The sequence below is a fragment of the Marinobacter sp. MDS2 genome (genome assembly GCF_030718085.1).
Classification (GTDB): Bacteria; Pseudomonadota; Gammaproteobacteria; order Pseudomonadales; family Oleiphilaceae; genus Marinobacter.
This window is the reverse complement of the sequence record NZ_JAVAJF010000004.1, coordinates 96,859-109,223: the sequence shown is the minus strand read 5'-3', so window position 1 is coordinate 109,223 and position 12,365 is coordinate 96,859. Positions and strand designations below refer to the sequence as shown.

Annotated in this window: 9 protein-coding genes and 1 riboswitch; of the genes, 7 read left to right on the top strand and 2 right to left on the bottom strand. The window is 54.2% G+C overall.

The window, feature by feature from the left end:
- Positions 1 to 20: 20 nt before the first annotated feature.
- Entirely contained in the window at positions 21 to 1,385 is a 1,365-nt protein-coding gene (locus tag Q9245_RS15000; protein WP_305897939.1) for a TolC family outer membrane protein, read from the bottom strand.
- Between the two features lie 183 nt (positions 1,386 to 1,568).
- Positions 1,569 to 1,682: riboswitch (TPP riboswitch) on the top strand.
- Between the two features lie 79 nt (positions 1,683 to 1,761).
- Here Q9245_RS15000 and thiC point away from each other — a divergent pair.
- The 6 genes from thiC (at position 1,762) to Q9245_RS14970 (ending at position 8,982) form a co-directional block, all read left to right on the top strand.
- Positions 1,762 to 3,639, top strand: a complete 1,878-nt coding sequence (thiC, locus tag Q9245_RS14995) for a phosphomethylpyrimidine synthase ThiC (protein ID WP_305897938.1) — start codon at positions 1,762 to 1,764, stop codon at positions 3,637 to 3,639.
- Between the two features lie 420 nt (positions 3,640 to 4,059).
- The gene (locus Q9245_RS14990; RefSeq protein ID WP_305897937.1) at positions 4,060 to 4,680 is read left to right on the top strand and encodes an NUDIX domain-containing protein; all 621 of its coding nucleotides are present in this window, start codon (positions 4,060 to 4,062) and stop codon (positions 4,678 to 4,680) included.
- A complete protein-coding gene (locus Q9245_RS14985) occupies positions 4,677 to 5,162 on the top strand; it encodes a DUF1249 domain-containing protein (protein ID WP_114335848.1) in 486 nt (161 codons plus the stop codon). The genes Q9245_RS14990 and Q9245_RS14985 overlap by 4 nt, the downstream gene beginning before the upstream one ends.
- 174 nt (positions 5,163 to 5,336) lie before the next feature.
- A complete protein-coding gene (gene cpdA / locus Q9245_RS14980) occupies positions 5,337 to 6,143 on the top strand; it encodes a 3',5'-cyclic-AMP phosphodiesterase (RefSeq protein ID WP_305897936.1) in 807 nt (268 codons plus the stop codon).
- A gap of 145 nt (positions 6,144 to 6,288) precedes the next feature.
- Positions 6,289 to 8,370: a DUF2235 domain-containing protein gene (locus tag Q9245_RS14975; protein ID WP_305897935.1), complete on the top strand. Its 2,082-nt coding sequence runs from the start codon at positions 6,289 to 6,291 to the stop codon at positions 8,368 to 8,370.
- Positions 8,371 to 8,379: 9 nt separating this feature from the next.
- The gene (locus Q9245_RS14970; protein WP_305897934.1) at positions 8,380 to 8,982 is read left to right on the top strand and encodes a DUF2931 family protein; all 603 of its coding nucleotides are present in this window, start codon (positions 8,380 to 8,382) and stop codon (positions 8,980 to 8,982) included.
- Positions 8,983 to 9,052: 70 nt separating this feature from the next.
- On the opposite strand, the gene metE is transcribed toward Q9245_RS14970, so the two are convergent.
- Positions 9,053 to 11,323, bottom strand: coding sequence for a 5-methyltetrahydropteroyltriglutamate--homocysteine S-methyltransferase (gene metE / locus Q9245_RS14965; RefSeq protein ID WP_305897933.1), 2,271 nt, complete (start codon positions 11,321 to 11,323; stop codon positions 9,053 to 9,055).
- Between the two features lie 114 nt (positions 11,324 to 11,437).
- Here metE and Q9245_RS14960 point away from each other — a divergent pair, with 114 nt between their 5' ends.
- Complete coding sequence (locus Q9245_RS14960) at positions 11,438 to 12,328, top strand: LysR family transcriptional regulator (RefSeq protein WP_305897932.1); 891 nt, start codon at positions 11,438 to 11,440, stop codon at positions 12,326 to 12,328.
- Positions 12,329 to 12,365 lie beyond the last annotated feature (37 nt).

Genomic DNA, 12,365 nt, shown 5'->3' with positions numbered 1-12,365 from the left:
GCTGGCAAAACCGGCGGGACTTACTCGGTAGGATCTTCCAGAGTTTTACCGTCGTTGGCCATCGCTTCAATACCGCGGGCACCTTCGCTGAGCCAGTTGTTCAGCTCGATCAGGTCCTGAGGGCTGAGCGTTCCGGCAGCCTGCTTCAATTGCAGAGAGTTGATCACGTAGTCGTAACGGGCGTTGGCGTAATCGCGAAGTGCCACGTAGAACGCCCGCTCGGCATCCAGCACTTCCACAATGTTCCGTGTTCCTACATCGTATCCAGCGCGTGTTGCATCCAGAGCACTGCGGCGTGAGATGATCGTCTGTTCAAGCGCAGAAGCGGTTTCCACGTTGTTGTTGACGGTCAGGAACAGGCTGCGAGTATTCACCTGCACATCCCGGCGAACCGTGTTCAGGTCCTGCTCAGCAACCGTTACCAGAGAGCGTTGCTGGCGAACACCGGCTTGGGTACCACCGCCCATATACAGCGGCACATTCAACTTTAGCCCGATAACGCCTTGCGTACCTTCCTGCTGCGGCATTTTGGCGTTTTCAAGCTCAGTTTCACCGTAGGACGCCACCAGATCAAGCGTTGGCATGTGGCCGGATTTGGCCACTTTCAGATTGGCTTCGCTGGCGTTCAGCTGGTATATGGCTGCCTGGATAGACCAGTTCTGATCGAGTGCCGTAGCTTCCCAGGATGCCGGGTCCATCGGATTTGGGCGACCTAGCGGAAAGTTTTCCCGCAGATTTTCCAGATCGGCGGCATATTCGCCGGTCAGGCGGGCCAGCTGTTCCCGGGCTACGTTCAACTGGTTTTCAGCGGCGATGCGCAGGCTCTTGCTGTCATCGTAGCTGGCGCGCGCTTCATACACCTCGGTAATGGCAATCAGGCCCACATCGTAGCGTTCCTGTGCTTGTTCGAACTGGCGCTGAATGGCCGCTTCGGTGGCTTGCGCGGTGGTTACGGTATCCTGGGCGCGCAACACGTTGAAGTAAGCCGTTGCCACATCAAGAATGAGCTGCTGCTGTGCCAGGTTATACTGGGCTTGCGCGGCTTCGGTCTGGAATTTACTGGCGTCGTAGCGGAACCAGTTATCGGCCCGGAAAATAGGCTGGGTGAGTTGCACGCCGTAATTCAGAGACTTGTAACTGTCACTGCCTTGACCATTGTCCGCCTCGAAGTCGATGTGGTTGGCTTCGGCATAAGCGCCGATCTGAGGCAGCAGTGTGCTTTTGCTTACGTCACTGGCCGCTTGCTGAGATTGAAAGCGCGCGTTGGCCGACGCAATGCCCGAGTCGTAAGACAGCGCCTTTTCGTAAGTCTCCATCAAATCCAGAGAAAATGCAGGCTGTGCTGCAAGCAGGGTGATCAGTCCTGGAAGTAAGCGTTTTTTCATTGTATCTCCTGACAAACTGTCTCCGGGCATCCGTAATCTGGATACAAGGATCGTAAGGCCATCGTGCCGAATATTAATGCGACAGTATGGGCCAAAAGTATCGGTGGCACATTATGGACAATAATGTGCCCCGTCTCTACACTTGAGATGCTCACACTTTGTGGGAGCAACGAATTCTATCTTCGCGTCTTGACGGGGTGCTGAATCGCCAAATTCGGGCGATAGGCTGAGATTGCAACGCAGAACCCGCGACCTGATCCGGATAATACCGGCGTAGGGATTAAGACCGCACGAACAGTGCCAAGCAGCCCTAAAAGGCGTTTTGGCAGTGCTCCGTCATGCGCGACCTGACACCTCAGATATCCTGGGAGCAGACATGACGGACATACCAGCATACCTCAGCGACTCCGCAAAAGTGGATTCGGCAGCAATCAAACCATTACCAAGCTCACGAAAAATCTATGTGCAGGGTAGCCGAGCTGATATTCGGGTGCCAATGCGGGAAATTACGGTGGGTGACACCCCGACTGAAATGGGCGGCGAGAAGAATGCGCCGGTGCTGGTGTACGACACGTCTGGCCCCTACACCGACCCGGAAGCAACAATCGACCTGCGCAAAGGTTTGGCGCCAGTTCGTGCCAACTGGATTGCCGAACGTGGCGATGTTGAACGGCTGGATGGCTACACCTCCGAATTCACCCGCCGCCGCATGAAAGATCCACTTCTGGACCCGCTTCGTTTTATGGACGAGCGAAAGCCGTTCAAGGCGAAGCCCGGCAAGAATGTCACTCAGATGCACTACGCCCGCCAAGGCATCATCACCCCGGAAATGGAATACATCGCCATTCGGGAAAACATGAAACTCCAAGAAGCCCGTGAGCAGGGGCTGGTGGATGATCAGCACCCGGGCCAGTCGTTTGGTGCCAGCCTGCCGGCGGAAATCACTCCGGAATTTGTTCGTGAAGAAGTGGCACGGGGCCGGGCAATCATCCCCGCCAACATTAACCACCCGGAAACCGAACCGATGATCATCGGGCGTAATTTTCTGGTTAAGATCAACGGCAACATCGGTAACTCCGCGGTCACGTCTTCCATTGAAGAAGAAGTCGAGAAGTTGACCTGGGGTATCCGTTGGGGCTCAGACACTGTGATGGACTTATCCACCGGCAAGAACATCCACGAAACCCGCGAGTGGATCATCCGGAACTCTCCGGTTCCCATCGGCACCGTGCCGATTTATCAGGCGCTTGAAAAAGTCGGCGGCGTAGCCGAAGACCTGACGTGGGAAATCTTCCGCGATACCCTGATCGAACAGGCCGAGCAAGGTGTGGATTACTTCACCATTCATGCCGGCGTGCGCCTGCATCACGTGCCGCTGACTGCGAAGCGGACGACTGGCATCGTCTCTCGTGGTGGTTCCATCATGGCCAAGTGGTGCCTGGCGCATCACAAAGAAAGTTTTCTTTACGAACACTTCGAAGACATCTGCGAAATCATGAAGGCTTATGACGTGTCCTTCAGCCTCGGCGACGGCTTGCGTCCAGGCTCCATCGCCGATGCCAACGACGAAGCGCAGTTCGGTGAATTGGAAACTTTGGGTGAACTCACCAAGATTGCCTGGAAGCACGACGTGCAATGCATGATCGAAGGCCCCGGCCACGTGCCCATGCACTTGATCAAAGAGAATATGGACAAGCAGCTGGAGTGTTGTGACGAAGCGCCGTTCTACACCCTCGGACCTCTGACCACAGACATTGCACCGGGTTATGACCACATCACCTCGGGCATCGGTGCAGCGATGATTGGCTGGTTCGGTTGTGCCATGCTCTGCTACGTCACGCCGAAAGAGCACTTGGGCTTGCCCAATAAGGATGACGTTAAAACCGGCATCATCACCTATAAAATTGCAGCCCACGCGGCTGACTTGGCGAAAGGCCATCCGGGTGCACAGATTCGTGATAATGCGTTGTCCAAAGCTCGGTTTGAGTTCCGCTGGGAAGATCAGTTCAACCTGGCGCTGGACCCAGACACGGCTCGGGAGTTCCACGACGAAACCTTGCCGAAAGACTCTGCCAAAGTGGCCCACTTCTGCTCGATGTGCGGGCCGAAGTTCTGCTCCATGAAGATCTCACAGGAAGTACGGGATTACGCAGCAGAGCAGGGCATGGATGAAGTGAGTGCCATCGACGCAGGCATGCAGGAAAAATCCCGCGAGTTTGTGGAGTCTGGCTCTAAGCTTTACGACAAGGTCTGACTTTGGTGCTTTACGTCTCCTAGCCTGTTGGTTGGGAGATGTGAGCCGGGGTGGCGGGGCGGTTCAGAAAACGCTCGAGCCATCCGTGGGCGCTTCTGCTCCGCCATCCCTGGCTCCGCAAATTTCTGAACCGCCCCACCACCCCGGCCCTATTAAACTTCTGCAGTGTTATCGTAAACAGGCTCTTGAGGGTTGCGAGCTGCGCAGAGTCAGGGGCGGACCTTGGGATAGGCATTCCAAAAATGTGCGCAGCCATGGATGGCGGAGCAGAAGCGCCACATGGATGTGCCGAAGGAGCGGTTTTTGGAATGCCTATCCCAAGGTCTGCCTAACACCAAGCACGCAGGCTAAGGCTGTAACTTGCAGCCCCCCCACAATAACGGCTATCGTTCAAAACCGATGACTAAACCGGAAGAACCGATGCCACAACCGTTCCAGTTCACAGCCAACGACGTCAAAATCGAAAAACGCGAAACCGTCTTCCAGGGCTTCTTCCGCATGGACAAGCTCTGGCTGACCCACCCGCGTTTCGATGGCCGTGAAATGCCCACCTTCACCCGCGAGCTCTTCATCCGCGGCGACGCCACCTGCGTACTGCCGTATGACCCGGAACGGGACGAAGTCGTATTACTTGAACAATTCCGCCTCGGTGCGCTCGGGCGCAATCAATCGCCGTGGCTGCTTGAACTCGTTGCTGGTATGAACGAAGAGGGCGAAAGCCCGGAAGACGTTGCGCAGCGCGAAGGTCAGGAAGAAGCCGGGCTGAGCTTCAGCCGTTTGGATAAAATCTGTGATTACATGGTATCCCCCGGGGGAACCACCGAAATGATCCACCTCTACTGCGGGCAAATCAGCACAGCCGGTGCTGGAGGTGTTTTTGGTGTTGAACAGGAGCATGAAGACATTCTCTCTCATGTGGTTTCAGCTGAAGAAACCTTCGCCATGATTGCCGATGGGCGCATCAACAACGCCGCCGCCATCATTGCCATCCAGTGGCTGCAGCTGAACCGGGACCGGTTGCGAGAGGAGTGGCGGGCATGACCGAATGGGTTAAGAGACCAAAGCGATACGTCCCCGATTTACGACAGCTCGGTGCGCTGTGTGATGGCAACTATCATCGGCTTCGGAAGCTGAGACAGCTTGATGCTGAAAATGAGGCGGTGTGCGAAATCGAGTTACATCGGGAAGATCAGTATCTAGGCCGGGTTCGGATCGAACGCCTGCAAACGGCACGATTTACGGAAACGTTGTTGCTTGAACAAGTGCACAACAGTGGTCGTTGGCTGAACAACCCTAAGATGACCGTTCGCGTTTATCACGATGCAACAATGGCAGAAGTGATCAGCTGTTACCGTCACCGCCATATCGCCCCTGTGAACGATTACCCGAACCGGTTTATGCACCACCCGGATGAGAAAGTTCAGATCAACGGCTTTCTTGCTGACTGGTTGGATTATTGCCTGCGCTTTGGTCACCTACCGTTGGAACATGCTGTTTGGACGGCGGGACAGGGCGGAGACTGAGCCGAAATCCTATTGCAGGCACCTTAGCCTGTGTCATGGTTGTCAAATACTGCAAAATATCAGGCGCGATTGGCGAGAATGTGACATATCCTTAATTCGTAGCTAATGCAACGAGCGCCAGTCATCGTAAACTAAGAACAAATAACCAGTTGCAGAGACAACAGCAGGGCTTGCATGACCCAATCTGAACCCAACCGCCCGTTACGGGTGCTGCAGTTGACGGACCCCCACCTGACCGCGCAGTCAGACGGAGCCTTGCTGGGCGTGAACACCCGAGACAGTCTAGCTGCCGTTATTGCTGAAGTGCTCAAGGTTCACGGGCAACCCGACTTGGTCCTGGCCACAGGCGATATCTCTCAAGACGCCTCGGCGGCAGCCTACCGCTATTTCGGCGAGCAGTTGAAAACGTTTGACTGCCCGTCCCTCTGGATTGCCGGCAACCACGACGATACGCCGTTGATGAACTCGATAGCGGCCGAGTTTCAAGCCGATCAGCGCCAAAGGGTGCAGGGCGGCTGGCACTTCGTCATGCTCGATTCTTCCGTTCATGGAAAAGTGTTTGGTGAGCTGTCAGACGAAGAGCTGGCTCATCTCGACAGCGCGCTCTCTGAACAGCCCGAACTACCTACAATGGTTTGCTTGCACCACCACCCAGTGGACATTGGTTCCGACTGGATGGAAAAGATTGGCCTTAAAACTCGCGAGGCCTTTTGGCGGATTATCGATAGGCATTCCCAGGTGAAAGTCGTGCTGTGGGGGCATATTCATCAAGAGCTACAACGGCAACGGAATGGCGTTCAACTGCTCGCCACTCCCTCCACCTGTATCCAGTTTACTGCCGGAGCCAGTGACTTCTCCGTAGAGCCCCGCCCACCGGGCTATCGGTGGATCGAGCTAGATCCTTCCGGGAGCGTTTCTACCGAAGTTCGCAGAGCAGCCCGGTTCAAGTTCGAACTGGACGAAAACAGCTCAGGGTATTGAGCAAAACCTGCATATCTCTTGCCGGTAACCGTCAGTGTGCCAATGGAAGGCAGTTCACTGACCGGGATAGTCAGTTTGTTACTATTGCAATGATGTGAGCACCGCTTCACAAGGACGAATACCCTCAGTCAACGGATGACGAGCCATGAAAATTGTAAGCACCTGGGATCTGCGTGCGGCAGATTTGCCCCGGTTGGAATCTCCTTTTTTTGCAGCTTTCAAAGCTAAAAGCCTTATCCTTGATCACGCACACAATGCCAACAGCAGTGATCTTGAGCGCATGCTTGGAAGATCCCGTGCGTCTCCCGGTGGTGGCCGTGCCGCAAGAAACTACCGTGCCGCGTTAGTTGAGGAGGTCGTGCGTCGAATTGATGACGGCGAACTCTGGTTAGTCCATGAGGTTGTCGATGGTGAGCCCTCAGCTCCGGTGGTGTATTGGCGCAGCTCCGGCGATGGGCAGGAGCAGTGGGCTTTAGGTGACGGTTTAGCTAACTCCGAAATACGCAGCAGCGTGGATGCACTAAACCGACACGGCATTACACCGCAGCAACTAGCCTCCCATGGCGTTGGAGGCATAGGGCACTTAGGTGCCAGCCAGTTTGATGCAGAGTATCGCGAGAGACAGCAAGAAGAGGCTCGGCAACAACGATCGACACCCCAAACCTCAAGCACGAGCCTTCCTGCGAAGGCAGTGGCACCGCTTGCCTTATCCACCGTGCGAAATAACGAATCCGAAAAGAAAAAAGCCTCTCAGGAAATCCACCTCGAAATCGGCATCTTTACCGATGGCACCTTGAATAACGCCGAGAATTCTCGGGAGCTAGAGGAGCGCGTGGCTAAGGAGTGTGTTCAGTCCTTTGAACGAGGGGAGATATCGGAGGAGGAGTGTCAATATTGGTTGGGGTTGTCGGGTGGTGGGAGCTATAGGAACGCCCCGAGTAATGTGGCCAAACTCAGAGATCTATATGAGGAGTCCAATAAAGTTGATGACATTGGGATCATCCGGAGGTTTTGGGTATACGCTCCGGGTATTGGCACTAAAACGGGAGGGGAGGACTCAACCGTGGGGGCGATCTCAGGAATGGGAGAAACCGGAATTATCAGCCAGGTAGAAGATGCGTTTTTACAGGTCGCTCGAAGAATATACGCATTCGGGGTGTCAGATGACATTGCGAGTCTAACTATCGACTTGTTTGGATTTAGCCGCGGTGCTGCTTCAGCACGCCATGCGGCATATGAGATAAATCGGGGATTAGATGGTGCGCTCGGTCGGGTATTGTTGAAGAACGGGATTGGTTGGCCGAAGCGTGTGGTGATTCGTTTCGTCGGATTGTTTGATACTGTCTCGGCCGTTATCAATCCAGCTGAATTGGATCTGTCGCCCAGTAACGACCGAAACGACCCCGTAGACGTTTATCTCGCACCAGAGAGCGTCAAGTATGCGGTTCATCTAGTTGCTGCCGATGAATTTAGGGAAAATTTTGCATTGAACAGTTTGCGAAATGCGAATGGAGAGATCCCGAAGAACTTTAGGGAAATCGTTTTGCCCGGAGCGCATTCCGATGTTGGTGGAGGATACCCAGATATTCTTCGAGAAGATTTGATTATCAGTAAATATCATAAAATCGATAATGATCGAATTGATTGGCCTGACCAAACGATGCAATGGGATAACCTCGAAGAGCTACGGCGCGTAAAAACATCGGAAGGATGGATAGGTGATTTCAGTTTACCTGTCAGGTCATCTGAATATCATGATCCGAACCCGGAAGACCTTGGTCCATTTGGGGATGCTAGTTTAAGTATTTATAAGATCGAATCTGAGCATCCGGCCCCGCGAGGACGCATAGAGTTGGCGTTGAGGATGGTGCGCAACATCCGGGGGGAATACTCGCGAATAGCGCTCCATCTCATGCGAACATTGGCTGTTCAGATGGGTGTTCCGTTCCAGGATTTGGACTTCGATAGCGCTGTTGGTCGACTGCCTGATGACTTAATAGCTATTTCGGGGGAGATGATGGAACAAGTCGTCGCGGGAGAGGACAAAATCCAATTAAGAGCAGATCAGGGAAAAATGATCCGGCAGCGATACACGCATCATTCAGCCAATTATGACCCGCTTAAATTTTTGCTAAAGAGCGCACTATTTCAATTACGTCTAGGCCGAAATTTTAGTCCAAACGCTCCGGTGAGTTCTGGTGAGCGAATTATCCATCCCAATCGTTGAGAATGGCTTATGCGAATTTTGATAGCGATCCTGATGTGCGTGATCACAAGTCTTTTGACAGGTTGTGCTTCCTGGGGTGATGAAAAGGTGCACTGGGATATTACCGTTGCTGCGCCTGAACACTATCACATGTGGTTAATTGATGCGCATTTAGAAAAGTCGGGAGTAAGGAGTTGGCGTGGACCCGTAGGGGGAGGGGTGGAATGTTGTTGGAAGGGGGACAATGGCCCTTTTGGGTCGGGTGGAAGTATGGATCCGTTTCCTAACTTAATCGCACTGCATTGGTTTTCATTTGCTGAGCAGAAGTACTACACCGCATTGATTCGAGTGCCTCTGGATTTGGAAAAGCGTATGAGCGAACCAGCGCTTACATATACTCCAAAAGGTGATGCCCGCTATCTCCCAAGATATAACTTGGTTCTGGGATTAGCCCCCGGTGGGGAGGTTGTTGTGTGGATAATGAGCCAGTTGTCGAATGCGGTGGAGGTACTGCGAGTTACTGCGAAGGAAGTGCCAGGGGACCCTGCAGACTTTGCCGGTTTAACGAAAAGCTATCTCGAAGAACACGGCGCCTACCTCAAGGAACACGGCGTACCGTTAGAAGGTTGGTAAATCATTACCGTGCATATCGGTTGAAAGCAAAAAAGGGTGTGCCATTTGGCACACCCTTTCTACGTTTACCTTATGCCCGCAACGCCTGCGCGGCGGCCACCATGGTCTCCAACGCGGGTGTCACTTCCTCCCACTTTCGCGTTTTCAGCCCGCAGTCCGGGTTAATCCACAGCCGTTCCGCCGGAATCCGCTCTGCGGCGAGCTTCATCAGGTTGATGATTTGCTCTTTGTCGGGAACGTTAGGGGAGTGAATGTCATACACCCCGGGCCCGATGTCGTTCGGGTACTCGAAGCTCTTGAATGCGTCCAGCAGCTCCATGTCAGACCGTGACGTTTCGATGGTAATTACGTCGGCATCCATACGAGCGATGGCTTCGATGATGTCGTTGAACTCCGAATAACACATGTGCGTGTGAATCTGTGTGCTGTCCTCTACGCCGTTGGCAGCGATGCGGAAGCTGTTGATGGCCCAATCGAGATAACCTTCCCAATCCGACTGACGCAGCGGTAAGCCTTCTCTCAGGGCTGCTTCGTCGATCTGAATGATGCCCACGCCGGCTTTTTCCAGATCCTGGACTTCCTCGCGAATGGCCAGTGCCAGTTGCAGGCATGAGTGCTTGCGGGGTTGGTCGTCCCGCACGAACGACCAGTTCAAGATGGTCACCGGGCCGGTCAGCATGCCTTTTACGGGCTTGTCAGTCAGTGACTGAGCGTAGCGAATCCAGTCTACGGTCATGGCTTTCGGGCGGCAGATGTCGCCGAACAGGATGGGTGGTTTAACGCAGCGCGAACCGTATGATTGCACCCAGCCGAAGCGGGTAAACGCGTAGCCTTCCAGCTGTTCACCGAAGTATTCCACCATGTCGTTGCGTTCAGCTTCACCGTGCACTAGAACGTCCAAGCCCAAGGCTTCCTGATTACGAATGCAGCGTTCGATCTCGGCCTTCATATGGGCTTCATAGTCGGCCGCAGCTAAATCGCCTTTTCGGAACTGCAAACGGGCCTGGCGGATTTCCGGGGTTTGTGGAAACGAGCCGATGGTGGTGGTCGGAAATGCGGGTAGCTGAAGTTTCTGCTGCTGAAGCAGAATGCGCTGGGCATACGGACTCTGGCGATTGCCCAGTTCCGTTGTTATCTCCGCGACCGCTGCACGAACGCTCGGGTTAGTAACGCGAGTCGAATGGCGGCGGCTGTCGATGGCTTCCTGATTTTGTGTCAGTTGCTGTTGTACCGATTCGCGGCCTTCGTTGAGAGCGCGGGTCAGCACCTGAAGCTCGTCCAGCTTCTGCAGAGCAAAGGCCAGCCAGTTACGGATTTCAGGATCCAATCCGGTTTCTTGTGCCAGGTCAACAGGTACGTGTAGTAGTGAACAGGATGGTGCCAGCCACAGGCGGTCGCCAAGTTTTTCGTGCACTGGCTCTAGCCAGTCCAGCGTTTTATTCAGATCGGTTTTCCAGATGTTTCGACCGCTGATAACCCCCAGCGACAGCACTTTGTGCGTCGGCAGCCAATCGGCAATGCGGTTAACCTCATCCGGTGCGCTGATGGCGTCCAGATGAACCCCGGCTACGGGCAGCTCGCAAGCCAGTTGCAGGTTGTTACGCAGTTCACCAAAGTAGGTGGCCAGCAGCAACTTCGGGCGATTCGCTTTCAGTTGGTGATAGGCCAGATTAAAGGCGTAACGCCAGTTGGCGTCTAGCTCTGTTACGAGTGCGGGTTCGTCGATTTGAACCCATTCGGCTCCGGCATCAGCGAGAATTTCCAGCAATTGTGAATAAGCAGGCAGCAGGCGCTCCAATAGATCAAGGCGATTGCTGCCGTCGGAGGTTTTGCCAAGCCACAGGTAAGAAACCGGGCCAATAATCACCGGTTTCGCTGATACGCCTTGCTGTTGTGCTTCCGCCAACTGATTGATGAGTCGCTCAGGGTTCAGCTTGAACTCAGTGTCAGCGGTGAACTCCGGCACAATGTAGTGATAGTTGGTGTCGAACCATTTGGTCATTTCGCCGGCCGCGATGGCACAGCAAGGACTGTCGTTGGCACCTCGGCCACGGGCGGCGCGGAAGTAGACGTCGAGCTCGTTTCCTTCTTTGTCTGCCGCGCGAGCCGGTAAATTGCCGAGCGTGACAGACATGTCGAGCACTTGATCGTAGAGGGAAAAATCGCCCACGGGCACAAAGTCGAGGCCAGATTGCTGTTGCCAGTGAGTCTGGCGAAGCTCCGCGGCGGTTGCGGCCAAATCTTGTTCAGTTTTACGTCCGGCCCAGTACTGTTCCAGTTCGAATTTCAGTTCTCGTTGACCGCCAATGCGCGGAAAGCCGAGATTGTGTGTTGTCACCATGATGCTGTCCTTAGTGGTTTCTGCTGTAAGTAGGTGAGCTAGATTAGAAAGTTTTTGTGATGAATAAAAATGGTATTATCTCAACAATTCATGAGCAGAATTCACGGTTAGGGCATGATTGAACGAAGTCATTTGGAAATATTTCGAGCGGTTGAACGGCAGGGTTCGCTCACCGCTGCGGCCGAGCAGCTGCATTTGACGCAATCCGCGTTGAGCCACGCGATTCGGAAGCTGGAGCAGCAATTGGGAACGCCGGTATGGCTCAGGGAAGGGCGGCAGTTGCGGTTTACCCAAGCGGGTGAGCAACTGCTGTCGCTCGCCAACCGGCTTCTGCCGCAATTTGAACACGCCGAGATGCTGGTCGGGCAAGTGGCCAAGGGGCAGCGTGGCAGCTTGCGCGTGGGGATGGAATGTCACCCTTGTTACCAGTGGTTATTGAAGGTAGTCGGCCCTTATCTGCAGCAGTGGCCGGATGTGGATGTAGACGTGAAACAAGAATTTCAGTTTGGTGGAATGGGCGCGCTGTTCGGCCATGATATCGACTTGCTGGTGACACCTGATCCTCTGCATCGCCCCGGCGTGTGCTTTGAGCCGGTGTTCGATTATGAACAAGTGTTGGTGGTGGCGAGCGATCATCCGCTGGCACAAAGTGACTGGGTAGAACCAGAGCAGCTGGCGAGCGAAATACTGATCACCTATCCGGTAGCGCCGGAGCGACTGGATATCTTTACTCGCTTCTTTTTGCCGGCCCACGCCGCACCGGCGTTCCATAAAACGATCGAAACAACCGATATCATGTTGCAGATGGTCGCTGCGGGCCGCGGTGTGTCGGCACTGCCGCGCTGGTTGGTGGATGAATACGCGCAGAAAATGCCGATTAAGGCATTGTCGTTGGGCAAGGAAGGTATGCCGAAACAGATTTTTCTGGGCTTTCGCGAGCGGGATCAGGAGGTGGATTATCTGGTTGCATTTATGAAGCTGGCCCGTAGCATTCGCTGGAACTAAGCTCTTCGGTTAAACTGCGCAAAAAATTTCAACAGGA